The 25,725-nt window shown below is 64.7% G+C and carries 23 protein-coding genes and 1 pseudogene; 16 read left to right on the forward strand and 8 right to left on the reverse strand.

All coding sequences use genetic code 11. The features are described from left to right. The first annotated feature begins 85 nt into the window (after positions 1-85). The 9 genes from FDW81_RS11930 to FDW81_RS11970 all read left to right on the forward strand — a co-directional run bounded on the left by FDW81_RS11930 (position 86) and on the right by FDW81_RS11970 (position 10,401). A complete protein-coding gene (locus FDW81_RS11930; protein ID WP_138134404.1) occupies positions 86-661 on the forward strand; it encodes a cupin domain-containing protein in 576 nt (191 codons plus the stop codon). A 300-nt stretch (positions 662-961) separates the two neighbouring features. Next, positions 962-2,023 (forward strand): agmatinase, encoded by a 1,062-nt coding sequence (speB, locus tag FDW81_RS11935; protein WP_138134405.1) that lies wholly within the window; start codon positions 962-964, stop codon positions 2,021-2,023. A 5-nt stretch (positions 2,024-2,028) separates the two neighbouring features. Continuing rightward, positions 2,029-3,729: a thiamine pyrophosphate-binding protein gene (locus tag FDW81_RS11940; protein ID WP_138134406.1), complete on the forward strand. Its 1,701-nt coding sequence runs from the start codon at positions 2,029-2,031 to the stop codon at positions 3,727-3,729. Positions 3,730-3,879: 150 nt separating this feature from the next. After that, complete coding sequence (locus FDW81_RS11945; RefSeq protein ID WP_138134407.1) at positions 3,880-4,371, forward strand: MarR family winged helix-turn-helix transcriptional regulator; 492 nt, start codon at positions 3,880-3,882, stop codon at positions 4,369-4,371. Beyond that, a complete protein-coding gene (locus FDW81_RS11950; RefSeq protein ID WP_138134408.1) occupies positions 4,364-5,968 on the forward strand; it encodes an MFS transporter in 1,605 nt (534 codons plus the stop codon). Before FDW81_RS11945 ends, FDW81_RS11950 begins: the two co-directional genes overlap by 8 nt. 144 nt (positions 5,969-6,112) lie before the next feature. After that, positions 6,113-6,529, forward strand: a complete 417-nt coding sequence (locus FDW81_RS11955; RefSeq protein ID WP_138134457.1) for a thioesterase family protein — start codon at positions 6,113-6,115, stop codon at positions 6,527-6,529. A gap of 65 nt (positions 6,530-6,594) precedes the next feature. Further along, positions 6,595-6,852: a PLDc N-terminal domain-containing protein gene (locus tag FDW81_RS11960; RefSeq protein ID WP_138134409.1), complete on the forward strand. Its 258-nt coding sequence runs from the start codon at positions 6,595-6,597 to the stop codon at positions 6,850-6,852. 95 nt (positions 6,853-6,947) lie between these two features. Next, positions 6,948-9,179 carry an McrB family protein gene (locus FDW81_RS11965; protein ID WP_138134410.1) on the forward strand — a complete coding sequence of 744 codons (2,232 nt, stop codon included), beginning with the start codon at positions 6,948-6,950 and terminating at the stop codon, positions 9,177-9,179. Then, complete coding sequence (locus tag FDW81_RS11970; protein ID WP_171027194.1) at positions 9,166-10,401, forward strand: McrC family protein; 1,236 nt, start codon at positions 9,166-9,168, stop codon at positions 10,399-10,401. The genes FDW81_RS11965 and FDW81_RS11970 overlap by 14 nt, the downstream gene beginning before the upstream one ends. Positions 10,402-10,430: 29 nt before the next feature. Here the strand turns inward: FDW81_RS11970 and FDW81_RS11975 are convergent, their stop codons facing one another. Beyond that, positions 10,431-12,086 carry a cell wall metabolism sensor histidine kinase WalK gene (locus FDW81_RS11975; protein ID WP_138134411.1) on the reverse strand — a complete coding sequence of 552 codons (1,656 nt, stop codon included), beginning with the start codon at positions 12,084-12,086 and terminating at the stop codon, positions 10,431-10,433. 94 nt (positions 12,087-12,180) lie between these two features. On the opposite strand from FDW81_RS11975, the gene FDW81_RS11980 reads away from it, so the two are divergent. Further along, on the forward strand, positions 12,181-12,951 hold the full coding sequence (locus FDW81_RS11980) for a response regulator transcription factor (RefSeq protein WP_171027195.1): 771 nt from the start codon (positions 12,181-12,183) through the stop codon (positions 12,949-12,951). Here FDW81_RS11980 and FDW81_RS11985 read toward each other — a convergent pair. The 4 genes and pseudogenes from FDW81_RS11985 to bioB form a co-directional block, all read right to left on the reverse strand. Further along, a complete protein-coding gene (locus tag FDW81_RS11985) occupies positions 12,924-13,334 on the reverse strand; it encodes an Hpt domain-containing protein (RefSeq protein ID WP_138134412.1) in 411 nt (136 codons plus the stop codon). The genes FDW81_RS11980 and FDW81_RS11985 overlap by 28 nt on opposite strands. Before the next feature lie 144 nt (positions 13,335-13,478). Further along, positions 13,479-13,937: a very short patch repair endonuclease gene (locus tag FDW81_RS11990; protein WP_138134413.1), complete on the reverse strand. Its 459-nt coding sequence runs from the start codon at positions 13,935-13,937 to the stop codon at positions 13,479-13,481. A gap of 23 nt (positions 13,938-13,960) precedes the next feature. Next, positions 13,961-14,155 (reverse strand): annotated as a pseudogene (locus FDW81_RS18480) (pyridoxamine 5'-phosphate oxidase family protein); the annotation flags it as partial. Between the two features lie 364 nt (positions 14,156-14,519). After that, positions 14,520-15,539, reverse strand: coding sequence for a biotin synthase BioB (bioB, locus tag FDW81_RS12005; protein ID WP_138134414.1), 1,020 nt, complete (start codon positions 15,537-15,539; stop codon positions 14,520-14,522). 210 nt (positions 15,540-15,749) lie between these two features. Between bioB and FDW81_RS12010 the strand changes: the two genes are divergently transcribed. The 4 genes from FDW81_RS12010 to FDW81_RS12025 all read left to right on the forward strand — a co-directional run bounded on the left by FDW81_RS12010 (position 15,750) and on the right by FDW81_RS12025 (position 20,500). Next, the gene (locus tag FDW81_RS12010; RefSeq protein WP_138134415.1) at positions 15,750-17,477 is read left to right on the forward strand and encodes a cytosine permease; all 1,728 of its coding nucleotides are present in this window, start codon (positions 15,750-15,752) and stop codon (positions 17,475-17,477) included. 214 nt (positions 17,478-17,691) lie between these two features. Next, positions 17,692-18,363, forward strand: coding sequence for a DUF6318 family protein (locus FDW81_RS12015; RefSeq protein ID WP_138134416.1), 672 nt, complete (start codon positions 17,692-17,694; stop codon positions 18,361-18,363). 2 nt (positions 18,364-18,365) lie between these two features. Continuing rightward, positions 18,366-19,307, forward strand: a complete 942-nt coding sequence (locus tag FDW81_RS12020; RefSeq protein WP_240720229.1) for a PKD domain-containing protein — start codon at positions 18,366-18,368, stop codon at positions 19,305-19,307. A gap of 122 nt (positions 19,308-19,429) precedes the next feature. Next, on the forward strand, positions 19,430-20,500 hold the full coding sequence (locus FDW81_RS12025; protein ID WP_138134417.1) for an alkene reductase: 1,071 nt from the start codon (positions 19,430-19,432) through the stop codon (positions 20,498-20,500). 230 nt (positions 20,501-20,730) lie between these two features. Here the strand turns inward: FDW81_RS12025 and FDW81_RS12030 are convergent, their stop codons facing one another. Beyond that, complete coding sequence (locus FDW81_RS12030; RefSeq protein WP_138134418.1) at positions 20,731-21,027, reverse strand: hypothetical protein; 297 nt, start codon at positions 21,025-21,027, stop codon at positions 20,731-20,733. 123 nt (positions 21,028-21,150) lie between these two features. Here FDW81_RS12030 and FDW81_RS12035 point away from each other — a divergent pair, with 123 nt between their 5' ends. Next, positions 21,151-23,631, forward strand: coding sequence for a Tex family protein (locus tag FDW81_RS12035; RefSeq protein ID WP_138134419.1), 2,481 nt, complete (start codon positions 21,151-21,153; stop codon positions 23,629-23,631). A 14-nt stretch (positions 23,632-23,645) separates the two neighbouring features. Here the strand turns inward: FDW81_RS12035 and FDW81_RS12040 are convergent, their stop codons facing one another. Next, positions 23,646-24,443: a ZIP family metal transporter gene (locus tag FDW81_RS12040; RefSeq protein WP_138134420.1), complete on the reverse strand. Its 798-nt coding sequence runs from the start codon at positions 24,441-24,443 to the stop codon at positions 23,646-23,648. Positions 24,444-24,560: 117 nt separating this feature from the next. On the opposite strand from FDW81_RS12040, the gene FDW81_RS12045 reads away from it, so the two are divergent. Beyond that, a complete protein-coding gene (locus FDW81_RS12045; RefSeq protein ID WP_138134421.1) occupies positions 24,561-24,881 on the forward strand; it encodes a hypothetical protein in 321 nt (106 codons plus the stop codon). On the opposite strand, the gene FDW81_RS12050 is transcribed toward FDW81_RS12045, so the two are convergent. Further along, positions 24,878-25,666 carry a YqjF family protein gene (locus FDW81_RS12050; protein WP_240720231.1) on the reverse strand — a complete coding sequence of 263 codons (789 nt, stop codon included), beginning with the start codon at positions 25,664-25,666 and terminating at the stop codon, positions 24,878-24,880. The two genes, FDW81_RS12045 and FDW81_RS12050, sit on opposite strands and share 4 nt — an antisense overlap. Positions 25,667-25,725: the final 59 nt, after the last annotated feature.

A 25,725-nucleotide genomic window follows, 5' to 3' on the forward strand; every position in this document is an offset into this window, starting at 1 on the left:
GGTGACGGGAAGCGTCACAGAAGGGGCTGGCCACTAGTATTGCTCCAGAGCGGGGCCGGGCGGCCGGCACATGAAAGGTTCGTAGATGAAGGCACTGCCAGTTGAGCCCAGCAACGTTCCGGTAGCCATCGGTTCGAGGATCCGGGCAGCCCGGCAGTCCCAGCGGCTCACCATCGAGCAGGTTGCTGATGCCACGGGACTGACCAAAGGGTTCCTTAGCCGGGTTGAACGCGACCTGACGTCGCCCTCTGTCGCATCCCTGGTGACGCTGTGCCAAGTCCTGTCCATCTCCATTGGCGACCTCTTCGCCGCCCCTGAAACACACCTGACCAAGCGCAACGAGGGTCCCCGGATCTCATTGGGCGGCCAAGGGATCGTGGAGCGTCTGCTGACTGCCCGCTCCGAACGGCGCATCCAGATCATCCAGGCGATGATCGAACCGCACGGCCGCGGCGAGTCCGAGTTGTATGCAGTGGACTGCGATGTTGACGTCCTCCACGTAGTCAAGGGCGATATCCGGCTGATCCTCACGAACGAGGAATACGACCTCAGCACTGGAGATACCGTTACCTTTCCCGGCCGCGAGCCGCACACCTGGATCAATCCCACGGACAAGCCGGTCGAGGTGCTCTGGGTCCTGGTCCCGGCCGCCAGCCGCTGAGCCCTGCCTGCCCGGTTGGCCCGTTCTATCGGTGGCCAAGTTCTGTGGCTGGCCGCGTTGTTGGGGTGGCAGGGTTGTGGGGGCTAAGTCGTTTGGCTGGCCGGGCGTGCCGTTCTGCCCGGTGGGTAACCCGAAGCTCGTCTTTCAGGAGTTCAAGGGGCACGCCGTACAGCCTGATAGCCGCGGTGGCCAGTGGGCCAAATGAACCGGTGAGAGTAAACAAACGATGCACATAGGAAAACCGGGGTGTATGATGGCAGTCACATGAAGTCCCACAACTCCTTGAAGGAGAGGCCTCCCTTGGAAGAGCTGCGCATCGAAGCCAACGGCAACCTTGGCCCCATCGATTCATCCCGCATTCCCCGCTATGCCGGTGCTGCCACGTACGCCCGCCTGCCGCGGCTGGACCAGGTCGCCAAGGCTGATATCACCGTGGTGGGGGTCCCCTTCGACTCCGGTGTCTCCTACCGGCCCGGTGCCCGGTTCGGGGCGAACCATGTGCGCGAGGCCAGCCGCCTGCTGCGGCCCTACAACCCGGCGTGGGACCTCAGCCCCTTTGAAAACGTCCAGGTGGCGGACGCCGGCGACATGGCGGTCAACCCCTTCAACATCAACGAGGCCATTGAAACTGTTCAGCAGAACGCCCTGGACCTGACCCACAACGGCAGCAAGCTTGTGACCCTTGGCGGTGACCACACCATCGCCCTTCCGCTGCTCCGCGCCGCCGCCGAACGAGCGGGAGAGCCGATCGCCATGCTGCACTTCGACGCCCACCTCGACACCTGGGATACCTACTTCGGCGCAGAGTATACCCACGGCACGCCGTTCCGCCGCGCCGTGGAGGAGGGCATCCTGGACACGGAGGCCATAAGCCATATCGGTACGCGGGGACCGCTGTACGGCAAGAAGGATCTCGACGACGACCAGCGCTTTGGGTTCGGAATCGTCACCTCCGCAGACGTCTACTACCAGGGCGTCCTGGAGACCGTGGCAAAGGTCCGGGACCGCATCGGCAACCGCCCACTCTACATTTCGGTGGACATTGACGTCCTTGACCCGGCCCACGCGCCCGGCACCGGCACTCCTGAAGCCGGCGGCATCACCAGCCGTGAGCTGCTGGAAATCATCCGGGGCTTCCGGGGCATGAACCTCGTCGGCGCCGACATCGTGGAAGTGGCACCGGCCTACGACCACGCGGAAATCACCGGCGTCGCCGCCAGCCATGTCGCCTACGAGCTGGTCACCCTCATGGCGGACAATGCCATGGCCGGCGACCGGTTCGGGGCAGCGAACGGCTACGCTGCCCAAGCCCTTGGCCAGAAGGTCCGCCAGCCGGCGGGATTCGCCGCCGGCAAGGAGTAGGAAAGATGGGTGATTTCGAAGCGGGTACCGCTGCCGGAGTAAACGGCGAAGGTACGGGTGTGCGCAACGGCGGGGACCTCGTCGTCGAAACCCTGGAAGCGCTGGGCGCCAAGACTGTCTTCGGTATCCCCGGGCAACACGCGCTGGGGCTCTTCGACGCGATGGGCCGCGGCAACCTGCAGTTTGTTTCCTCCCGGGTGGAGAATAACTCGGCCTTCGCGGCGGACGGATACGCCCGGGCCACCGGAGAAGTCGGAGTTCTCTTCCTCTCCACCGGCCCCGGTGCGCTGACGTCGCTGGCCGGGTTGCAGGAAGCCTATGCCACGGGTGTGCCCATGATGGTGGTGGCCAGCCAGATCCCGCTCGAGGGCCTGGGGGCACGGCGCAAGGGCATGCTGCACCAGCTCGACGACCAGAAGGCCTCGGCCGCGAACGTCACCAAGAGCCAGCGGCTCATCCAGCACGCCTCGGGGATTCCCTCGGCCATCCAGGATGCGTGGACGGAGGCGATCTCCTCGCCGCAGGGGCCGGTGTGGATCGAAATTCCGCAGAATGTGCTGCTGGATCCCATCATGGTGCCGCCCGTTGAAGACGCGTTGGCCGAGGCTGCGGACAACCCTCCCCGCGTGGAGCTGGTCCGCGAAGCGGTGAAGTGGCTGGAGGCGGCGGAGCGTCCGGCGATCATTGCCGGTGGGGGAACCCGCCGTGGCCGGGCCGAGAAGCCGCTGCTGTCCATCGCGGAGAAGCTTCGTGCCCCGGTGATCTGTACTCCGGGTGGCAACGGTGCTTTCCCCTGGAACCACGAGCTGTCGCTGCAGGCCTGGATTGAGGACCGCTACATGACCGACCTGCTGGAGGACGCGGATGTCCTGCTGGTCATCGGCTCGTCACTCGGCGAGGTCACCTCCAACTACTTCACCTTCGAACCCCGCGGCAGGATCATCCAGATCGACGCCGAGCCCCGGGTCCTGGAGTCCAACCGGCCGGGCCTTGGCATCCGCGCGGATGCCGGCCAAGCACTGGCTGCGCTGGACGAAGCCCTTGTGCCAGAGAAAATGGCGGAACGAAGCTGGCACGGGCAGTCACCGGAAGATCTGGTGAAGGAGTCCCTGGCGAGGGTCCGCGCCCGCCTGGAATCGCAGGATTTGGGCAAGGAACTGAGGTTCATGGCCGATATCCGCGAAGCAGTCCCGGCGGACATGCAGACGTTCTGGGACATGACCATCGCCGCCTACTGGGCCTGGTCCTGCTGGGACGCCCGCGAGGGCCAGTTCCACTCCGCACAGGGCGCCGGCGGTCTTGGCTATGGCTTCCCGGCCGCGATCGGAGCGGCGGTGGGACTGCAGACGCTCGGCAAGCCGGGCCGCGTGCTCGCGGTTTCGGGTGACGGCTCTTCCATGTACTCCATCTGCGAACTCGCCACCGCGAAACAGCACAACGTCCCGGTCACTTGGCTGATCGTGGACGACGGCGGTTACGGCATCCTGCGCGAATACATGGTGGGAGCCTTCGGCAAGGCGACCGCCACGGAGCTCGCCCGGCCTGACTTCGTCAAACTCGCAGAAGCTTTTGGCGTGCCCGCCGCCCGCGTCGCGCCCGGGGATGTAGGGGACGCGCTTAAGGCAGGCTTCGCCGCGGACGGGCCCAACGTCGTCGTGGTGGAAACCCTCCTCAAGATGTTCGCGCCCACCCACCTGGACCACTAACAACAGCGGCCACGAAAACCCGGCTCCCAAAAGGGGCCGGGTTTTTTCGCGTGTGCAAGCAGGCAGCGCCCCGGGTCCAGCAGATAGTTTCCACAAGCAACCAATTGGAGGTATAGTTGCTTAAGGCAAACAAGTGAGGAGTTGGACACCATGGCGGTAGCGCCGGATACGGCAGCCGATCTCGTCCACCAGATCTTCGACCTCCAGCGCGCCGTGCGGTGCGTAGCTACAGCCAGTGTGCGGGGCCACGAAACGGGTGTTGCCCTGCAGGGCGTGCTGCGGTTCGTAGGGGAGGGGGAGTCCCGCGCCACCAGGCTTGCCGAGCGGCTGGGGGTTAGTGCCCCGGTTCTCAGCCGCCACCTCGCGGGCCTGCAGGAGCAGGGCTTCGTGGTCCGCCGGAAGGATCCCGACGACGGCCGGGCCCAGCCGGTAGGCCTCACCCCTTCCGGCGTGGAGGAGCTCCGGCAGATCGAGGAGCAGCGTGCAGCTGCCCTGCAGGACTACCTGTGCGACTGGAGCGAAGAGGACGCCGGCAACACCGCGCGGACGTTGTACAAACTCACTGAATCACTGAAGAAATCAGTCCGGGCAACGGCGGCCGGCACCCCGACAACAGCGCTCAAGGAGCAGAAACATGGCTAGCCAAACCGCCGCCGCAGCCGCCCCGGACGCGGCCCCTGAGATGTCCCACCGCCAGATCATGGAAGCCCTCACCGGGCTGCTGGCAGCCTTCTTCACGGCCATCCTCAGCAGCACCATCGTGGCCAACGCACTGCCCACCATCATGGCCGATCTCCACGGAACGCAAACGGACTTCGCCTGGGTGATCACCGCCGCGCTGCTGGCCAACGCCGCCACCACCCCCATCTGGGGCAAGCTCGCCGACCTCTTCAACAAGAAGGTCCTGGTCCAGCTCAGCATTGTCATCTTCGTTGCCGGGTCCGTCATGGCCGGGCTTGCCGAAAGCATCGCGCTGCTGTTGGTGGCCCGCGTTATCCAAGGCGTGGCAATGGGCGGCCTCACAGCACTGGCGCAGGCCATCATCGGCACCATGATCTCGCCGCGCAACCGCGGCAAATACTCCGGTTACATGGGTGCCGTCATGGCAGTGGGCACCGCGGGCGGGCCGCTGCTGGGCGGATTCATCGTGGACAGCCCGTTCGGCTGGCGCTGGACGTTCTTCGTCTGCGTGCCGCTCGCCGTCGTCGCCCTGATCCTGCTGCAGGTCACCCTCAAAATCAGCCACGTCCGGCGGCCGGCCAGGATCGACTGGCTCGGCTCCATCCTGCTGACCTCCGGCGTGAGCCTGCTCCTCATCTGGGTCTCCTTCGCCGGCAACCCGGCCTACTACGACTGGGTCTCCTGGCAGTCCGCCCTGATGGTGGGCGGCGGTGTCCTCCTGCTGGCGCTGCTGGTGCTGGTGGAGTCCAAGGTTGAGCAGCCCATCATCCCGCTGAAGATCATCTCCGAACGCACCACCGCGCTGGCCATTCTCGCCTCCGTGGCCGTCGGGGTCGCGATGTTCGGTTCTTCCACCTTCCTCGGGCAGTACTTCCAGGTGGCCCGCGGGGCCACCCCTACGGAAGCCGGGCTCCTCACCCTCCCCATGATCGCCGGCAACCTGGCCGGGTCCGTGGCCTCCGGGCTCCTGATCACCCGCACCGGCAAGTGGAAGGGCTACCTGATTGCCGGGTCCATCCTGCTGATTAGCGGACTGGGACTTGCCGGCACGATGGACCACACCACCGAACTGTGGCACGCAGGTGTCTTCACCGCAGTCCTGGGCCTTGGTTTGGGCATGCTGATGCAGAACCTGGTCCTGGCAGTGCAGAACACCGTCCGCGCCGCGGATATCGGAACTGCCAGCGCGTCCGTGGCCTTCTTCCGGTCGGTGGGCGGTGCCATCGGGGTCTCCGTGCTGGGTGCCATCCTTGCCAACCGGGTGAGTGCACTGGCCACCCAGGGGCTGTCGGCGGCCGGCATTCCGGTGCAGGGCGGATCGGCGGGCTCCAGCATGGACCTTGCCCGCATGCCGGAGCCGGTGCGTGAGATCATGCGGGCAGCCTACGGCGACGCTACGGCCGAGGTCTTCCTGATCTCCGCGGTGGTGGCAGTGGTGGCGCTGGTCTCCGTGCTTTTCATCAAGGAGAAGCCGCTGCGGCGCACGGTGGACATCCGGCCTGAGCAGGCACCGGACCAGGAAAGCATGACGCCGGACCGGGCGCTTGCCCAAAAGTGACGCCGGTAGCATGTGGATCATGAAAAGCGGAAGAAACGTGGAAGGCAGCCTCGTGGCCCTCCGGTGCCAGCGACTGTCGCAAAACCCGACGGCGGTGCACAGCTGAGCGTGCACGATGGCCAGCGGATCGAGGTTCCAGTGCCCATGCGCTGGGGTGACATGGACGCCTATGGCCACATCAACAACGTGCAGATCGTCAGGATGCTGGAGGAAGCCAGGATCGCCGCCTTCGGACCGCCCCGGGGTGCGGGACTGCCCGGCGTCGAACCGCAGGTTTCCCTGTTCAATGATGTCCCCGATGGCATCATGGCCCTGGTGGTGGACCACAAGATCCGCTACGTCAGGACCCTTGAATACCGCAACGTGCCCGCCGTGGTGCAGGTGTGGATCGGTGCGGTCAAGGGGGCCAGCTTCGATATTCACTACCTGATCCAGGACCCGGTTACCCGGGAGGACTGCGTGAAGGCCAGCAGCCACCTGGCGTTCGTGGACGAAGCCACCGGCAGAGTCCAGCGGCTCACGCCCGTCCAAAAGGACCGGCTGGCCCCCTATAGGCACTAAGCCCCTGTACAGGACAGACTGCACATACTGGACTGGAGCCACCACCACTACGAAGGGAAACCCGGATGGCCAAGAACAGGACCCGCGTCGCGAGGAAGAAGAAGACCTGGAAGGAGATGTCGCCGTCGTCCAAGGCCGGCACCATCCTGGTGGGCATTGCCCAGGTGTCGCTGCTGGTGGCAGCACAGCGGGACATTTCCAAGCGGCCGGCCTCCCTCATCAACGGGCCCAAGGCCGCCTGGCGCGCCGCATCCTTCATCAACTTCATCGGTCCGATGGGGTACTTCATCTTTGGCCGCAAGCGCGGGACGGGAGCGCCGTAGCGCCACCCCGGGAGGCAGCCGGGGGCGGGCTCCGGGCACAGTGCAGCAGGGACGCTTGGAGCGGCCGCCCAGCTTGACCCTGTAAATTTGAGTCCATGACCCCCGCCTCCACTGCTGCCATGACCCGCGCCCTCGGCATCTCACGGGAGATCGAAGATGCAGCGTGGTTTGTGCTGGGACCAGGGCTGTTGGGCAGGCCCTCCGCCCTGGACGGCAGGACCCTGACCTGGACGTCCGAGGCTGCGGCCGAGCTCCTGGAAAGGCTGGAACGGGGGACGCCGGACCCCAAGGCGCCCATGATGACCAACCTTCGCCACAACCTCGAGGACGCCTCCCGGGAGGCGAAGCTGCTGGCGGTGGAGCTGCTCTTCCTGCAATCCCTGCCCCTTGCCCATGAGGTGAAGTCACTGAAGGTCAAGCGTGCCCGTGTTGCAGAGGCTGCTTCCTGGCTTGAGCCTCCGCTTGAGCTGCCCGAGGAGCTGTATCAGGGCATGACGGACCACGGCGTCATACGCGACCGGACGGCGGAGTTCAACTGGACCATCTGGGACCACCTGAAATGGCTGTGCCGGTTCGTTCAGCACGTGGACCAGCATCCTCCCACAGTCATTTCAGCAGCACTGCAGGACCCGCTGAAATTCCACCGGCTGGCGGCCGCCACCCCCGCCGACCAGCCCGCCATCCGCCGCAGCATCGAGTTCCTTGCCTGGCCCAGCTACTTCGAGCCAGTGGTGGCCGATGTGGAACGGCAGGAAATCAGGGATGCCTTCGCTTCCCTGGTGGGCGGTGCCAAGGGGGACAGCGAAGAGGACATCACCGCGGACATCCACCGCATCCGCCTGCACCTGGATGAGCAGGCGGGCCAGCGCATCGACTGGTACGCGCGGCAGCTCGTCAGCCAATGGCGGAAGGTGGGCGACCCGGGGCACCGGGCCTGGCTGCTGCGGACCCATGGCGACAACACGGAACTGTTGACCGCCTGGCAGGCCGAGGAGAAGGTGACGCTCGACGTCGAACATCTCCGCCTGCTGGACCCGGGCGTGACGGCCGGCCTGGTGCAGCACGCGGTGGACGAGGACTACAAGCATCTCGGGTACGTGGAGCGTGAGGACACCAAAACGGCGGTCTTTGCGTTCCTCACTGTCATGAAGCCCGGCGACCTGGTGCTGTACCAGCACGCCGGGACAGTCCGCCTGGGCGGGGTGCTGGGCGAACCGGATTACAACGATGACAACCGGAGGCTGCGCCGCAAGGTGCGCTGGTTCGACGAGGGACACGGCACCGCCAGCCTGCCCAGGCATGTCCAGCGGCAGCTTGCCACCGCCGGCATCGTGGTGGACGTGACCCGCGTGCTGCAGGCACTGCAGGCACTGCTTCCTCCCGAGGCGGAAACCGAGCCCGACGGCGACGCTGAAGCGGCCGCCGTCGTACCTCCCGTCCAGGAAGGTTTCCGCCCCCTGACCCGCGAATTTGCCGACTCGCTGCACATGGAGCTGGAGCCGCTCCAGGAGATCGCAGGCCTGCTGGAGGAAAACCGGCAGTTGGTCCTCTACGGCCCGCCCGGCACCGGCAAGACCTACCTGGCCAAGCACCTCGCCGCGGAACTCGCGGATGACACCACCGACGAGCGCGTCAAGCTGGTGCAGTTCCACCCGTCCTACGCATACGAGGATTTCTTCGAGGGCTACCGGCCTGACAAGACGGATGACGGACAGGTGTCCTTCAAGCTGGTGGCCGGGCCTCTGCGGCGGCTCGCGGAGGAAGCCGCCAAGCCGGGCAACGAGAAGAAGCCGTACTTCCTCATCATCGACGAGATGAACCGCGCCAACCTGGCCAAGGTGTTCGGCGAGCTGTACTTCCTGCTGGAATACCGGGATGACCGCATTTACCTGCAGTACAGCCCCAACGAGCCGTTCACGCTGCCGGACAACCTCTACATCATTGGCACCATGAACACGGCTGACCGCTCCATCGCCATGATGGACGCCGCCATCCGGCGCCGGTTCTCCTTCATCGAACTGCACCCGCAGACCGAACCGGTGAAGGGCTCGCTGCTGCGGTTCCTGCAGGCCCGCCAGCTGGACGCCACCCCCGCATTGCTGCTGGACGCGCTGAACAGTGCCATCGACGAATGGGACCGCGACCTGATGATCGGCCCGTCCTACTTCATGAAGCCGGCAGCCCAGACCCCGGCCGGGCTGCGCCGCATCTGGAAGTACGAGCTGATGCCGCTGCTGGAGGAGCACTACCACGGCCAGCTCACCCGCGCCCAGCTGGAGGAGCGCTTCGGGCTGGACCAGCTGCTGGGACGCCTTGCAGGCCGCTGACCACGGAGCCCCTGTCCGGCACCTGGTGCTGGACGAGCTGTCCCGGGGGATCGTGGAGCGGCTCGACCCGGCCAGCGCCTCCTTCCTTAATTCCAGCGGTCTGGCCAAAGCGTCGCCGATGGGCATGGGACTGTACCGCATCGAGCCTTTGGGCAAGGTGGGTTCGGTGCGCACTGCCACAGTGCAGCTTGACGTCCGACCCAAGGACCGGCTGGGGCTCAGCCGGATGCTGTTCCTGCTCAGCTACACGGGGGAGCAGGGGTTCCGCCCCGATACCGTCAGCGCAGTGGAGGACAGGGAGCTGTGGAGCGCGCTGGCGGAATCGCTGGCGCAGCTGGCTGAACGGGCCCTGGGCCGCGGCGTCTTGCAGGGCTACCTCACCGTGGATGAGTCGCTCCGGACGGTCAAGGGGCGGATCAGGATCTCGGACCAGATTTCCCGCCGCCCCGGCATGCTGGTGCCGCTGGAGGTTTCCTACGACGAGTTCACAGAGGACATCGCCGAAAACCGGATCCTGCGGGCTGCGCTGGAGCGGATGGGGCAGGTGCCGCGGGTGCGCCCGGAGGTGCTGAGCCGGCTGCGCCAACTTAAGGGAAAGCTCGACGGCGTTACGCGCCTTCCAGCCGGAGCTCCCCTGCCGCGGTGGACGGCCACCCGGATGAACATCCGCTACCACGCCGTGCTGCGCCTGGCGGAGCTGATCCTGCGCAACGCCTCGGCTGAGGCCGGAAAGGGCCCGCAGCAGACCGCCTCCTTCGTGGTGGACATGGCACAGGTCTTCGAAGACTTTGTGGGTGCCGCCCTGCGGGAGGCGATGGCAGCTTATCCGGGAGAGCTGAGGCTGCGGTACGGCGCACTCCTCAGCGAGGCCGTCCATGAAGCCGACCGGCTCTCGGTCCGCCCGGATGCTGTGCACCTGCTGGGCGGGCGTCCAGTGGTGGTGTACAACGCAAAATACAAGGCCGCTACCGACCAAGGCGCGTCCCTGACGGCGGACCATTACCAAATGCTGGCCCACTGCACCGCGCTGGCTGTGCCCACCGCCTGGCTGGTCTACGCGGGGTCCGGCGAGATGAAACTCCGCCGCATCCTTAACACGGATATCGATGTTGTGGAGTTTCCCCTGGACCTGTCCCGGCCGCCGGCGGAAATCCTGGACACAATCCGTGAACTGGCCCGGCAGTCCTGGGGCGAGCTCATCCGGCAGCATTCCGCCGGTTAGCTGGACCCACGCCGCCAGGGGGGTGGGGACTAGACCGGCACGCGGAACGTGAAGGTGGTTCCTTCGCCCAGGCGGCTGTCCACCGCTATCGTCCCGCCGTGGGCTTCAATGATGGCCTTGCTGATCGGCAGGCCCAGCCCCACGCCGGGAATGGCGGTCCGCCGGACGCTGCTGGAGCGGAAGAACTTGGCGAAGACCTCGGAGGAGTCTTCGGGGCTCATCCCCATGCCGGTGTCGGCCACGCGGCATTCGATGTGGCCGTCGTCCTGTTCCAACGAGACCATGACCCTCCCGCCTCCGGGCGAGTACTTGATGGCGTTGGAGACGAGGTTGTCCAGGACCTGGGAAATGCGGGCTCCGTCCACATGAGCCTCAAGGCGCTCCGGCGTCTCGGCCTCCAGATCGACCCCCGACGCTGCTGCCCGGGGTACGGCCGACGAAACGCTGGAACGGACAAGCTCTGCCACGTCCACTGCTTCGGGCGTCACGATCAGCTGGCCGTTCCGGCTGGAGAGCAGATCCGAGACCAGTGTCAGGAGGCGCTCCGAGTTGCGGCGGATGATCTCCAGCATTGCCCGGTCCGACTCCTCCGGCTCATCCGCGAGCAGGATTTCCACGTAGCCCAGGATGGAGGTCAGCGGTGTCCGGAATTCGTGCGACACACTGGAGACGAATTCGTCCTTGGCCGCTAGGGCATTGACCAGCTCCGTCACGTCGCTGAAGGCGATCACCGAACCCGCAAACGCCCCGTCGTCGTCCTTCATGGCCCGTGCCGTGGTCACGAACGCCCGCTGCTCGCTTCCCGAGCCCAGCCACACCAGATCGTCAGTGAAAGTTTCCCCCAGTACGGCACGGCGGACGGGACGTTCTTCAACCGGAACCAGCGTCTTACGGTCCGGGCCGAACACCAGCAGCTGGGATTCGTTCGGATCCGCGATGTCATTGGGCCGCGCCAGCTCGTGGTTGATCCGCTGCTTCCTGTTCATGAGGACGTCATGGCCGTCGGCGTCAACGGCAAGGACGCCGAGGTGGACGGTATCGAGAACCGTGTTCAGCAGCGCCTCCTGGCGCTGGCTCGTCCGAAGATTGGCCTGCAGCTGGGCGTCTTTTTCTTCGAGCTCGCGCTGCTGTTTTGTCATGCTCAGGGTCAGGACGCTGACGGAAACCCCGATGCCGAGCATCATGACCGGCAGGAGCAGGGACCGCGCAAGGTCCTGCCCGGTCACATCGCCCTTGACCAGCAGCGGGACCCAGATGATGGCAAGCGGTGCCAGGAAAGACAGCCAGAGTGCTATCCGCGGGTAATAGCCGGAAGCGCAAAACCAGATCACCGGGAACACGGCCAGCAGGCTGATACCCGTCAGGCTGTCCTGCCCGCCTTCCCTGCCGAGGGCAATCGAGACGAAGTCCAGCAGCGGGATCACCAGGAAGCTCGTATACGGCAGCTTCTCCCACGGCACCAGGTAGCAGAGGGCCATCAGGGCGAGCTGTGAGACGAGGAAGGTGACGAACAGCGGGTTGTCCATGGTTTCGCGGAAAAACGCCCAGACGAGGAAGGCCGTCAGGAGTGTGGTCACGAACAGCGGCATCTGGCTCAGCGCCACGCGTTGCGTCAGCGTGTACTCGTGGAAGGGGCGCCGGAAAAACCTCAGCCGGCCCGCGGACCATGCTATGGGGTCAGTCATGGCGCGGAGTCATGTGGGAGCAGGGTGTGCGGGCCATACCAGCAGGATATCGGCAGCCAGCTATACTTCTGACGTTGGCTGCTGGAGGGGCGCTATGAGTGATGCACGAGTGGGACTTGTCATTGAGGATGACCACGACATCCGGGAACTGGTACGCACGGTGCTGTCCCAGGCCGGTTTCGATGTCAGCGTTGCCAGCAGCGGCGCGGAAGGCGTCCTGGCGGCCAAGAACATCAACCCTGATGTCATCACCCTGGACCTTGGCCTGCCGGACATCGACGGCTTTGAGGTCTCCCGGCAGATCCGCGAATTCTCCGACGCCTACATCGTGATGCTCACTGCCCGCACCGAGGAACTGGACACACTGATCGGGCTGGAATCGGGGGCGGACGACTACCTCACCAAACCCTTCCGGCCCCGGGAACTCCGGGCCCGGATCGCGGCGATGATGCGCCGTCCGCGTTCCGTCAGTGATCCCAGCGAGGCGCCGCCGGCTGCAGACGCCCAGGCTGAGGGAGCCGGCTCTCCCGAGCGGGGAAACTTCAGCCACAACGGCCTTGAGTTGAGCTACTCCTCCCGGACCGTGGTTGTTGACGGCAAGGAAATGAACCTTACCCGCACCGAGTTCGAGCTCCTCCACGCCCTCCTGGAGGCGGGGCGCACCGTCCGGACCAAATCGGATCTGGTGCGTCGGCTGAGGGACGAGGACTACGACGTCGGGAGCTACATCAGCGAGGCCGACGAACGGTCCGTCGAGGTGCACATGGGAAACCTGCGCAAGAAGCTGGGCGACTCGCCTCAGAAGCCGCGCTGGCTCCAGACAGTCCGCGGCGTGGGCTACCGTTTGGCGCCGGGCGAGCACTGAGACTGCAGGCGGTGCATGGTTTGCCGGCTGCACTGGTTGATCGGCCGGAGGAACGCGGCAGCAAGTTGCGGCAGGAGAACGGCCACGTTTGCCCGCCCGGACTCTGAACGGATCTCGCCCTCCAGGTCCATTGCGAGGTTGGCCAGGCGTTCGGCGCCCACCATCTGGCTGGAGGTTTTCAGGCTCAGGACAGCGTCTACTGCACCCTCCAGGTCTCCGGTGGTCAGCGCCAGGCGCAGGCGCCCAATCCGGTGCGGCAGATATTCGATGAAGTTCCCCACGAAGAGCCGGCAATACCCCTCGTCCTCCTCCAGTTCTTCCCGCAGCCTGTTGAGGACTGACTGGTCAACCAGGGGCCGGGGGGCATGCTCTGCGGGGCTCAATCTCGGTCCTCTCGGCGCTGGCTGTCCATTGCTGGACGGGGACTTTTATGTGGGGCATCGGGTTCACATCAGGTTAGGGGTGATGCCCTTGCTCAAAGAGACCCGGCGGGGAAGATTGTGGCTTTCTTGATGAGACTGCGGGTTTCACCGCACGTCACGGCGGGGCCGCGAGCCGCAGCGGCCGGCCTCCAGGAACTGCACCAGCTCATCTTCAAGAGCAGAGTGGTCCTTGAGCTCACATTCCCAAACGGTCAGCACGTCCCAGCCGGCGTCCTCGAGCAGGCGGCGCTGGCTGGCGTCGCGTTCGCGGGTCCGGGTCCGTTTAGCCGCCCAAAAGTCGGCGTTGGCCTGAGGCGCATGCTGGCCAACACGGCAGTCGTGGAAGTGCCAGAAGCAGCCGTTGACGAAGATGACCTTGCGGCGGGCGGCGAAGACCAGGTCCGGAGTTCCAGGGAGCCGGGTACCGCCGGACCTGCCGTGCAAGCGGTACCGGTAGCCCTTGGCGTGGAGCAGCCGCCGCACCAGCAACTCGGGTTTGGTGTTCTTGCCCCGGATGCGGGACATGTTCCAGCTGCGCTGCTCCGGAGTGAGCTTGTCCGCCATGGCTCCAGTCTAGGAGGGTGCTGGATGTCCCGTTCCGGCTGTTCGGCAAACTGGAAGTGCCGGCCGCTCAGGGACGTCGGAGTGGTCTCCACGTAGAAGTCCTTCAGGGTGGGCACCCAGGTCTTGAGCCCCAGCTCCTCCACTGCCTCCAACTCCGCCGAGTTGCTGAGCACGCGGGCGGTCCCCCGGAGCGCCACGGACCAGGCCTCTTCCGAAATCCGCCAGTGGATGGCTCAAGCTTGCATCTTCAGGAGGTCGCAACGCCATGACGTGAGCAGCTGGCCCGCCAGGAGTGCGGCGTCACCTGAACCTTGAGACGGCGTCCGCACTGCCGGCAATACCGGGGCGGTTCCAGCTGCAATCGCGCCCTGCACGCCCGGTGGGCATCGTCTGTCCCAGACGTGCAGGATGCCTGCTGAAGGGTCGACGGCGGGGCGCTCCCGCCGTCCAACAAGTCCCTTGCATGCTGATCGCCTGCGCGCGGGTCGCCATGCTGCGGCTCATTTTCCTGTGGCTCGCCGTCCTGGGGATCGCCGCAGAGGCTGCAGTAGGAAGCGGGCGTTGCATCCGCTGGGGGCTGGCTCACAGGGTCTTCTGGAGCTCTTTGATGGGCATCTTGAGGTCCACCAGGAGGTTGAGGTCCGCGGCCGCGGGACGGCCCAGGGTGGTGAGGTAGTTGCCGACGATGACGGCATTGATGCCGCCCAGGAGTCCCTCGCGGGTCCCAAGATCGCCAAGGGTAAGTTCGCGTCCGCCGGCATACCGCAACACCGTGCGGGGCATGGCCAGCCGGAACGCGGCAATAGCCCGCAGGGCGTCTTTCCCGTCCATCAGCTGCTGGTTCTCCAAGGGCGTGCCGGGCCTCGGATTGAGGAAGTTCAGCGGCACTTCATGCGGTTCCAGGGCAGCGAGCTGTGCGGCAAGCTCAGCCCGCTGCTCGAGCGATTCGCCCATGCCCATCAGCGCACCGCAGCACAGCTCCATGCCCGCCTCCTTCACCATGGCGCACGTTTCCAGCCGCTCCTCGTACGTATGGGTGGTGACCACCTGCGGGAAGAAGCTGCGGGCCGTTTCCAGGTTGTGGTTGTACCGGTGAACTCCCCAGCTGGCCAGTTGGTCCACCTGCTGCTGGGTGAGCATGCCCAGGGAGCAGGCGATGTTGATGTCCACCTCTTCGTTAATGCGGTCGATGGCGAACTTGATTTGGTTCATGAGCTTGATGTCCGGCCCGCGGACCGCCGCCACGATGCAGAATTCAGTGGCCCCGGTGACTGCCGTTTCCCTGGCAGCCTTGACCAGTTCCGGGATGTCCAGCCAGACGCCTCGGACCGGGCTGTCGAACAGGCCGGACTGGCTGCAGAAGTGGCAATCTTCCGGGCACCCGCCGGTCTTGATGGAGATGATGCCCTCCACCTCAACCTCCTCACCGCAATGCTCAAGGCGGACCTGGTGCGCAAGGTCCAATGCGGCAGGAACGGCGTGGTCGGGCAGGCGGAGGACCTCCACGAGCTCAGCTTCTGAGAGACCTACCCCCTGCTCCAGCACCTGGCGCCGGGCTGTCTCAAGGATGGGGTACTGCTGAATCTCCTGCTGTCCTGCCATAGCGGTCCTTTGCTCGTCTGATATTTCCTTTTGACCGTAATTCCGCGGATGAATGTCTTTTTTGTGGGAGGGCAACAATGGGCTGATGCCGCATTTGTTTATAGGTGCAGTCAAGGCTTAACGCGGGCGAAACATCGTCGTGATCAAGGCGTCGATCTTGCTGGATAGCGTCACAGCAGATCCCTTAGAGAGACGAAAGCGACGCATCCTATGAGCAACGACAAAGAGACAACGCAACTGCTGGAGCCAGCGTCACCGCCAGGCGCCGCCGTCGTCGGAAGCACTCCGGCGACCACCGCGGCAGGCAACGCCGCAGCGCTCAGCGCCACCAAGGAAAGCCTAGAGGATTACACGCTCCGCTTTGCGCCGCGCTCCTACCGGAAGTGGAGCGCCGGCGTGGTGGCCACCAGCGCGCTGGGCGGCATCGCCTACCTGGCGGATTTTTCCATCGGCGCCAACATCGGCATCTCCTACGGCACCGTCAACGCCATCTTCGGCATCCTGGTGGCAGCAGTCATCATCTTCGCCACCGGCTTCCCGTTGGCCTACTACGCGGCCCGGTACAACATCGACCTTGACCTGATCACCCGTGGTTCCGGCTTCGGCTACTACGGCTCGGTGGTCACGAACGTCATCTTTGCGACGTTCACGTTCATCTTCTTCGCCCTGGAGGGCTCCATCATGGCCCAGGGGCTGGAGGTCGGCCTGGGGATTCCGCAGTGGCTCGGGTACGCCGCCTCCACCGTGATCATCATTCCGCTGGTGATCTACGGGATGAACACCCTCGCAAAACTGCAGGTGTGGACCACACCGCTGTGGCTGCTGCTGATGGTGGTCCCGGTGGGCTACCTGCTGGTTTCGCACCCCGAGAGCATCAGCACCTTTTTCGCGTACACCGGAGAATCGGGCGACGGCGGGCCCAACCTTGCGTCCGTGATGCTCGCTGCCGGCGTGTGCCTGTCCCTGATGGCGCAGATTGCGGAACAGATCGACTATCTGCGGTTCATGCCGCCGCGAACCGAGGCCAACAAGGGTGCGTGGTGGCGGGCCGTGATCCTGGCGGGACCGGGGTGGGTGATCTTCGGTGCGATCAAGCAGATCGTGGGTCTGTTCATTGCCATCTACCTGATTGCGACGCTGGATCCCGCGGCTTCTGCCACTGCTAACGAGCCGGTGCACCAGTTCCTGGGCGTCTACCGCGAGATGATGCCGGCGTGGCTGGCCATGACGCTGGCGGTGGTGCTGGTGGTCATTTCACAGATCAAGATCAACGTCACCAACGCCTACTCCGGCTCGCTCGCGTGGACCAACTCGTTTACGCGCATCACCAAGACCTATCCGGGACGCATGGTGTTCGTGGTGGTCAACCTGGCCATCGCTTTGGTCCTGATGGAAGCCAACATGTTCGACTTCCTCAACACCATCCTGGGCTTCTACGCCAACTGCGCCATGGCCTGGGTGGTGACGGTGGCGTCCGACATCGCCATCAACAAGTACCTGCTCAAGATTTCCCCCAAGGTGCCCGAGTTCCGCCGCGGCATGCTCTACGCCGTGAACCCTGTGGGCTTTGTCTCGATGCTCGCTTCCGCTGGGATTTCCATCGCGGCCTTCTTCGGTGCCTTTGGGGCTGCCATCCAGCCGTACTCGCCGATCTTCGCCGTGGGCCTGGCGTTGGTCCTTCCGCCGCTGCTCGCGGTGCTGACCCGGGGCCGGTACTACCTGCGGCGGACGGACGATGGCATCGACCTTCCAATGTTTGACGTCGACGGGAATCCCAGCGACGCCAAACTCCTGTGCCATGTGACGGGGATTGAGTTCGAGCGTCCGGACATGCTCCGTTCGGCAAAGGACGCGCCCGACGGCGGCCCGCAGTATGTCTCGTCGCTCGCCTTGTCGACGGATAAGACGGGGGAGCTGGTGCTGCCGCCGCAGAAGTGAAACTCATGCCTATCGGCGTGAGCGGGTTATAAGGGAAGCCGGCGCAATTGGAGCGCTGGCTTTCCTTATGACTTTTTCCTGGAGTTTCCCCGGTGGGTACAGCCGCAGCGGACGGCTGTGGATAAGTTTGATCACCAAATTGTGACGTGGGCTACCCTTAAGTCACTGTCCGGAGCTTGCCGTCTTGAAACTACTACTGGGGGAATAGCGGCCCATGACATTGCACAAGGTCTTTACTTTTTCTCGTGCGCGTTTTTCTGGCCGGCATTACCGCGCCGTGGCACTGCTGGTTCTTGTGGGACTGACGCTCGCAGGGTGTGCAGGCGGTGCACCGGCAAATCCAGGCACAGCATCCTCGGCGGCTGCTGAATCACCCAGCCCGTCCCCGAGCAGTCCTTCATTGACGCCCACTCCCAGCGCCGTTTACAAGCCGGCGGACGCCTCCGGACCCGCCCAAAACGTCCCGGTCCCCGTGCTGCCAGAAGTGGCAAAGACGGAGACGAAGGAGGGGGCAGAAGCCTTTACAAGGTATTGGTTCTCAGTTCTTGGCCATGCATATGAGACGGGCGATACCGCAGTACTATCCAACCTTTCCAAATCTGAGTGCGCTTTTTGCCAAGGTCTCGTTAGCGACATCAAAGCTGCTTGGGCTGAAGGCAAGTGGATCTCTGGCGGCCAAATAGAGATTCCGGCTGCAACTGCAAACTCTTCCACTGATGGCTCCACTCAAGTGGTTCTTCAAGTACTGCAGAAGGAACTGGTAATTCACAACCAAGACGGAAGCCCATATCAAGATAAGACAGCTGCAACAAATACCGGAAGCGTCGCGATGCTGCAGTTTGCCGATGCAGGATGGGTGGTCCACGACCTAGGGTTGATCCGGTAGCCATGGGTTACATAGGCAAGGTCCTGGTAATCTTCGCCTGCTGTGTGGTGCTTCTGACCACCTCGCTCTTGACTGCCGTTGCCGAAGATGAATCAAAACAGAAGCCACGGATCGGTGGGGGTTTTGTAGACACCGGAGTTGAGGTGGGGGCTGACAACTGGGTTTCTGACCCGGACACTGGCGGATTTACTCGTGCTAAATCCGGCACCGTCAGCACCGACCCAAACGAGTACAAATACGAGCTCCAGTGCCACCTGGGCGGGGGAGACTTCGATACGCCATGTCTCGCCAGGCAGCTCGAGTGCAAGGACGGGCCCGATGGTGAAGATGGCATACCCGTTACCTGGCTCTCGCGCCCTAGGGGTGTCCCCGGTGCTGTCTGGGCTCACCACTCCGGCCCCACCTGCCTTTATGATGCCAAGCCTGAGGACCTGCTGCCCCGAATCGCGGCGGAGATCCAGCGCCAGTTCCAAAGTTTGCCGGTCAATGCCGGAACGGTTGTAGCGCAGCCGAGCCCGCACACCCTGAGGGGCGCCGAGACCAACTTCTACGCCGAGGCGGGCGAGCAGCAGTTCGACGTCACCATGTTCGGCCAACAGGTGCACATCGTCGCCACACCCGTTCAGTACACCTGGAACTATGGCGACGGCACGGTTTTCGGTCCGCAGCCATCCATGGGTGGCCCGCTTCCGCAGGACCGCTGGGGCGAGGAAACCAGAACCAGCCACGCCTACGGAGCCACCGGCGACTACCAGGTGGTGCTGACTACCACGTTCCAGGGAACGTACTCGGTCAATGCCGGACCGCCGCTGCCGATCCCCGGGCAGGGACAGTTCAGCGCGGCTCCGCAGACCATCAGCGTCTGGCGATCGCTCACCCGCAACTATGCCGACGACTGCAACGCCAACCCCCAAGGCCAGGGCTGCCCGAGCGCCCCACGATAGATCGGGCAACGGCGACAGCGCCCGCCCTGAAGCGGCTGTGATCCCTATCGCAATAGGAATAGTTGCCGATCTCGTTCGGTTGCCCAAGGCAGTACGTCATCAGCCTTCGAAAGGAACCGCGCATGCTGTTTTCCCCTCTCACCCTCGGCGAACTTGAGCTTCCCAACCGTCTGGTGATGGCACCTTTGACGAGGCTCCGCGCAGGTGAGGAAGGCGTCCCGGGACCCCTCGTCGTCGAGCATTACCGCCAGCGCGCATCCCTGGGCCTCATCGTCAGCGAAGGAACCTACCCCAGCCCTGCCGGCCGCTCCTACCCCGGCCAGCCCGGCATCGTCACCCCGGAGCAGGTGGCCGCCTGGAAGAAGGTTACCGACGCTGTTCACGCCGAAGGCGGGCGGATGTTCGCGCAGATCATGCACGGCGGCCGGGTATCGCACCCTGAAATCACCGGCGGCCTTGAACTGGTGGCTCCCAGCGCGGTCGCCATCGACGGCGTGGTCCGTACTCCGTCAGGCAAGCTGCCCTACCCGGTCCCGCACGCCCTCACCACGGACGAGTTGCCCATGGTCATGCAGGAGATCGTCAACGCGTCGCTGAACGCGATCGAAGCCGGCTTCGACGGCGTCGAACTCCATGCGGCCAATGGGTACCTGTTGCATGAGTTCCTTGCACCGAACTCCAACGTCCGCACCGACAGCTACGGCGGCTCCCCGGAGAACCGCGCCCGGTTTGTCATCGAGACGGTCAACGCAGTGGTGGCAGCAGTGGGCGCCAACCGCGTAGGCATCCGCATCTCTCCCGAGCACAATGTCCAGGGCATCGCTGAAACCGATGCCGCTGACGTCCGCGCCACCTACGAAGTACTGGTGGACAGCATCGCCCCGCTCAACTTGGCGTACCTGAGCATCCTGCACCACGAACCCTCCGGCGATCTGGTCCAGGACCTTCGCGCGCGCTTCGGCGGGACCTTCCTGGTCAACACGGGCTTCGGCGTGGTCACCACCCGGGAAGAAGCTGTGAACCTCGTGGCCGATGGGCTTGCCGACGCCGTCGTAGTGGGCCGTCCTGCCATCGCCAACCCGGACCTCGCCCGGCGCTGGAAGGAAAGCCTTCCCCTGAACGAGCCGGACGCGTCCACGTTCTACGCCGAAGGCGCCACGGGCTACACGGACTACCCCGCTTACCAGAACTAAGGCAGCGCAAATAAAAGCGACGACGGCGGCACCTGCTTGGGTGCCGCCGTCGTTTGCTGCGCGGTGTGCTGTCCCGGCAGCAGGTGCCGAAGGCCATCCGACGACCTTCAGCTCACGTTCTCGAAATTGGCCCGCCGGGTTCTCGGAGAAGCCGGCGGTGATCAGATGCTACTCCAGCGAATTGACTTTTACTAGGCCTTGCGGCGCCACTTTTTCTGCCGGCCAAACCGCTAAAGCAGCGCCTCGCGCCCGGTTCCTTCCGTCATCACCAGCTTGCCGTCCACGATCGATACCAGCACGCTCTTTGGTTTGCCGCTCACCTTGGTGATTGCCTTCAGGCCACGGTTAGTCACCTCCACGCCCACCTGCGCGCCCTTTGCCGGCAGCTCCACGGATACTTCGTTGGCAATGCCAAGAATCGGATTGGTGGACACCCCGACGTCCCGCCGGGCCTGCTTGCCGTTGACCGTCACGGTGATGTTGGCTTCCTCGAACCCCTCCTGAAAGACGATAAGCAATTCCTGCATGGTTGCCTCTTCCTCGAGCCCTGGGCGCCTGTGACGGCATCTCAACTACAGCACTTTGCCGGCCGGAGCGGAATACCCTTGCCGACGGTGGAGCCGGGCAACGCTGTAGGGCAAGATGTTCTGGTGAACCAACTGCCGCACGCCCCTTCCGCTTCACCCGTTTCCGTGCACCCGGACGATGCCATCTACACGCAGATCGCTGCGGAGCTGGACGTCAAGACCTGGCAGGTGAAGGCAGCCGTTGAACTGCTCGACGGCGGATCCACCGTTCCTTTTATCGCCCGCTACCGCAAGGAAGCCACCGGGACGCTGGACGATGGGCAACTCCGTGAGCTCGACGAACGCCTTCGCTACCTCCGGGAGTTGGCCGACCGCCGTCGTGCCGTCCTCGACGCAATCGAGGCGCAGGGCCGGCTGACTCCCGAGCTGAAAAAGGCTGTACTCGCCGCGGACACCAAGTCTCGGCTGGAGGACATCTACCTGCCCTTCAAGTCCAAGCGCCGCACGAAGGCCCAGATCGCGCGTGAAGCCGGGCTTGAATCATTGGCTGATGCCTTGCTCAAGCGTCCGGAGCTGCATCCGGAACGTGAAGCCGCGAAGTACCTCAACTCCGGGCACGCCATCGCTGATCCCGCCGCGGCGCTCGCGGGCGCGCGGGCCATCCTGGTTGAGCGCGCTGCCCAGGACCCCGATCTGGCAACAACCCTGCGCGAGCGTCTGTGGACGCAGGGCCGCATGGTGTCACGCGTGAAGAAGGGGAAGGAAGCCGAAGGGCAGAAGTTCGCCGACTACTTTGAGTTCGCCCAGGCGCCGGCAGGGATGCCTTCCCACCGTGTCCTCGCCCTGCTGCGCGGGGAGAAGGACGGCGTCCTCGAGCTCGATCTGGCTGAAGCAGATCCCACGGACGACGCCGCCCTGGCCGCCGCCCGTTCACGCTATGAGTCGGCGGTGGCCAAGTGTCTCGGGGTCACCGATCGCGGACGTCCCGCCGATGCATGGTTGATGGAGACGGTTCGGCTGGCTTGGCGGTCCCGCGTGCTGACCAGGCTGGCCGCCGACCTGCGCGGCAGGATGTTTGCGGCGGCCGAGGACGAGGCCGTCCGCGTCTTTGCAGCCAACCTGCGCGATGTGCTGCTCGCCGCCCCGGCCGGAAACCGTGCCACACTCGGCCTTGACCCTGGACTCCGTACCGGCGTGAAAGTGGCAGTGGTGGACGGCACCGGCAAGGTGGTGGCCACCGATACTGTCTACCCGCACGCGCCCGCCCGGAAATGGGACGAGGCGCTGGCGACGCTGGAGCGCCTGGCACGGAAGCACGCCGTCGAACTCGTCGCCATAGGAAACGGAACCGCTTCACGGGAGACGGACAAGCTCGCCGTTGAGCTGATCAAGCGGCTGCCGGAGGTGGACCGCAAGCCGCAGAAGCTGGTCGTTTCCGAAGCCGGGGCGTCCGTGTACTCCGCTTCCGCCCTGGCTGCCGCGGAGCTGCCCGGGATGGACGTTTCCCTGCGCGGAGCAGTGTCCATTGCCCGGCGGCTGCAGGACCCGCTCGCCGAGCTGGTGAAGATCGATCCGAAGTCCATCGGCGTGGGCCAATACCAGCATGACGTCACGGCCTCCAAACTGGACCGCAGCCTGGACGCTGTGGTGGAGGACTGCGTGAACGCGGTAGGCGTGGACGTGAACACTGCCTCGCCCGCGCTGCTCAGCCGGGTGGCCGGCGTCGGACCCTTGCTGAGTGAAAACATTGTGGCTTACCGAAACGAGCATGGCCCCTTTGCCAGGCGGGCGGACCTGAAAAAGGTGCCCCGGCTGGGCGCCAAGGCCTTTGAGCAGTGCGCCGGCTTCCTACGGATTACCGGGGGAGCTGAGCCATTGGATGCGTCGAGTGTCCACCCCGAATCCTACGCCGTGGCCCGGAAGATCCTGGTTGCTGCCGGTTCGGCGCCCGCTTCCTCCTTGGATCCGCGCGACTTCGTGGACGAGACGTTCGGCCTGCCCACCGTCACGGACATCCTGGCGGAACTCGACAAACCGGGCCGGGACCCCCGTCCCGCCTTTGCAGCGGCAACCTTCTCTGAGGGAATCGAGAAGATCTCGGACCTTAAACCCGGGCTGGTGCTGGAGGGTACGGTGACCAACGTTGCCGCCTTCGGCGCGTTTGTGGACGTGGGCGTGCACCAGGATGGCCTGGTCCACGTCTCGGCCATGGCTAACCGGTTCATTTCCGATCCCCGGGAAGTGGTGAAGCCAGGCCAGGTGGTGCGCGTCAAGGTGCTGGAGGCGGACCCGGACCGGAAGCGGATTTCGCTGACGCTTCGGCTCGACGACGATGCCTCCGTGGGGCCCTCCGCCAGGTCCTCCGCCCGGCCTTCCCCGGGGAATGCGGGACCCGGTGCCGGCAAAGGCAGGCCTGGTGGCCGCGCGCAGAACGGCGACCGGGAGCGGGGCAGGACCCAGGAACCGTCCGGACGCCAGGAGGCGAAGGGAGCGGGAGGCAGGAATTCGGGTGGCCGTCCGGCGGACCGGGGCCCTGGGCCCAAACCGGCTCCAGTGAACACGGCCATGGCGGAGGCGCTGCGGAAAGCCGGCTTGGGTAAGTAGTCTCCGGCGAGGGCTCAGGTGAGCGAGAGCACGAACGCCAGGACGAATCCTCCCGCGGTGCTGAGTGCCACGGCGGGGCCGCCGTGCTCATAGGCTTCCGGCATCAGGGTGTCCGCCAGGGATGCAATGACGGCACCGGCTGCGAATGCGAGCGGTACAGAGATGGCTTCCGGATCGGTGCCGGACAGCGGCCCTGCGCCGATGACGACGGCGATGACCAGCAGGGCTGCGCATCCGAGCCACAGCCCGACAATGCTGCCAGTTGAACGTCCTTGGCTCCGCATCGAAGCCGAGCCCACCAGGGCTTCCGGGAAGTTCGAGACGAAGATCGCAGCGAGCAGTGCCAGACCTCCTGTTCCTTCGCCCAACGAGATACCCAGGGCAAGGTTTTCAGGCACGCCGTCAAGGGTGACGGCGGCCAGCAAGGCCAGCCCGGCGGCTCCGCGGGTGGATGCCGTGGTGGCGCGTTTGTCGCTGGCCGCTGCGTCGGTATCGAGCTTTGCGCTGCCTTGGAAGTCATCCGCCGCTTTAGCCTGCTTTTGCTCGCCTGCCTGCGCCCACCGGTCCAAAAAGGCGCTAAGTACGGTGAAAACTACTGCTCCGGCCATCAGGCCGACCGCCGCCCGGATGATACCGCCGTGTTCGTAGGCGTCCTCAAAAAGTTCAAAAGCCAGGGCTGTGATGAGGGAACCGGCCGCAAAGGCCAGCAGCATGGCCAGAAGGCGCTTGGGAAGTTCGAACCGGACGCCGATGATGGCACCCAGGACCAGTGCACTGGATGCTATGACGCCAAACCAGAGCGACATCATCATCCCGCAAGTATAGGAGCGGCCCGTTGACGTGGGAATACGTTTTTTTCGCAGCCCGTGGCGCCGACCGGCCTTCCGCGCCAACTTTCCGCTTTCATGGGTTTCTGGAAGGGTGGGCTCATGACTTATTTCCTGGAGTACACGATTCCCGCTGCGGCCGACGATGCCGAGTTTGAGTTTCCCCATGATGAGATCAACTCCGGCACCACCATTCCGCTGTCCGAGACTGACGCGGAGATCGTCCACACACCCGAACTTCCGGCGCGAACCGGAATCATCGGCGCCACGGTGCCGGAAGCAAAGCTTGAAGCGGAGCAATTGATCACGCACAGCCGCGCATCGGAAGGTTCCCTCTACTTTGACCCATCCAATTCGCTGCAAGCAGGAGTGGGAACCCTGGTGGCTAGGTTTAGTGAAGGGCGTGGCTGGCAGGACGCCTAAGTCACCAGCGGATGGCCGAGGCTGCTGACCAGTCTTGGCCGTCCGAACTGGGTCCGCACTCCGGGCGAGTACAGCACCGATTCAGGCGGCCCGCTGGCGCTGATCCCGGCGGACGCCACCAGTTCATCCTCCAGATGGTGGAGCTTGGCGGACCGCAGCGGCCACGGTTGATGGGTGTTTGGAATGTAGATGCTCCGTCCCCTGAGTGTCCCGTGCATTCCAAACCGTGCCGTGAGGAAGACCGATAGTGGGTCATTGACGGTGACATCCAACTGGGGTGTGACGGCGAAGCTGCTCCTTGCTCCTCGCCTGAAACGCCTGACCGAGTAGCCAATGGCTTGATCCTCTGCCGAGTCCGGCCTGGGCTGGGAATAGTCGATTCGCGACCACACGTATGGAACTTCCGCTGCCCTGGCGGCCAGGACGACGGGCAGCCGGTCCGCGTCTAGGCTTAGGAAGACCACGCCCCTGGTGGCGTCGGGTTCGCGTGAGTAGAGGCGCACGTTGACCTCATTGAAGCTTCCTAGGTAAGGGATACCTGGGCCGCGCCCAATTCCGGCATTCTTCATGCGGAAACCGATGAGCCCCACCCACGAACTGCCGTCGAAGACGTCCGGCTGCACTCCGCGCGGCATGAAACGCGCCGCTACGCTTTCCGCGATGCGCCAGTGCAGGAAGATGGCGTCGGTCCAGCGTTGGTCGAACAAGGCGGGCGCCGGCAGTTCAGGCGGACGGGGCCAGATGGCTGCCGCCTGCGGGCGCTTATCTCCGTGTAAGGCCTTCACGTGTGCAGCCTAATTGCAGGGTAGCATTCCGAGCCCGCGCCAGCAAAGTGGCTGAGGCG

It is taken from the genome of Pseudarthrobacter sp. NamB4 (genome assembly GCF_005796185.1).
In the GTDB taxonomy this organism is placed as follows: domain Bacteria; phylum Actinomycetota; class Actinomycetes; order Actinomycetales; family Micrococcaceae; genus Arthrobacter.

Excerpts from the sequence above, each read along its gene's own strand:
- bioB (WP_138134414.1), bottom strand. The coding sequence starts at position 15,539 with ATGGCAGGACAGCAGGAGATTCAGCAGTACCCCATCCTTGAGACAGCC.
- FDW81_RS11950 (WP_138134408.1), top strand. The coding sequence starts at position 4,364 with ATGGCTAGCCAAACCGCCGCCGCAGCCGCCCCGGACGCGGCCCCTGAG.
- FDW81_RS12020 (WP_240720229.1), top strand. The coding sequence starts at position 18,366 with ATGGGTTACATAGGCAAGGTCCTGGTAATCTTCGCCTGCTGTGTGGTG.
- FDW81_RS11945 (WP_138134407.1), top strand. The coding sequence starts at position 3,880 with ATGGCGGTAGCGCCGGATACGGCAGCCGATCTCGTCCACCAGATCTTC.
- FDW81_RS12040 (WP_138134420.1), bottom strand. The coding sequence starts at position 24,443 with ATGATGATGTCGCTCTGGTTTGGCGTCATAGCATCCAGTGCACTGGTC.
- FDW81_RS11940 (WP_138134406.1), top strand. The coding sequence starts at position 2,029 with ATGGGTGATTTCGAAGCGGGTACCGCTGCCGGAGTAAACGGCGAAGGT.
- FDW81_RS11930 (WP_138134404.1), top strand. The coding sequence starts at position 86 with ATGAAGGCACTGCCAGTTGAGCCCAGCAACGTTCCGGTAGCCATCGGT.
- FDW81_RS12015 (WP_138134416.1), top strand. The coding sequence starts at position 17,692 with ATGACATTGCACAAGGTCTTTACTTTTTCTCGTGCGCGTTTTTCTGGC.
- FDW81_RS12010 (WP_138134415.1), top strand. The coding sequence starts at position 15,750 with ATGAGCAACGACAAAGAGACAACGCAACTGCTGGAGCCAGCGTCACCG.
- FDW81_RS12025 (WP_138134417.1), top strand. The coding sequence starts at position 19,430 with ATGCTGTTTTCCCCTCTCACCCTCGGCGAACTTGAGCTTCCCAACCGT.
- FDW81_RS11965 (WP_138134410.1), top strand. The coding sequence starts at position 6,948 with ATGACCCCCGCCTCCACTGCTGCCATGACCCGCGCCCTCGGCATCTCA.
- FDW81_RS12045 (WP_138134421.1), top strand. The coding sequence starts at position 24,561 with ATGACTTATTTCCTGGAGTACACGATTCCCGCTGCGGCCGACGATGCC.
- FDW81_RS11975 (WP_138134411.1), bottom strand. The coding sequence starts at position 12,086 with ATGACTGACCCCATAGCATGGTCCGCGGGCCGGCTGAGGTTTTTCCGG.
- FDW81_RS11955 (WP_138134457.1), top strand. The coding sequence starts at position 6,113 with ATGCGCTGGGGTGACATGGACGCCTATGGCCACATCAACAACGTGCAG.
- FDW81_RS11980 (WP_171027195.1), top strand. The coding sequence starts at position 12,181 with ATGAGTGATGCACGAGTGGGACTTGTCATTGAGGATGACCACGACATC.
- FDW81_RS11990 (WP_138134413.1), bottom strand. The coding sequence starts at position 13,937 with ATGGCGGACAAGCTCACTCCGGAGCAGCGCAGCTGGAACATGTCCCGC.
- FDW81_RS11960 (WP_138134409.1), top strand. The coding sequence starts at position 6,595 with ATGGCCAAGAACAGGACCCGCGTCGCGAGGAAGAAGAAGACCTGGAAG.
- FDW81_RS12030 (WP_138134418.1), bottom strand. The coding sequence starts at position 21,027 with ATGCAGGAATTGCTTATCGTCTTTCAGGAGGGGTTCGAGGAAGCCAAC.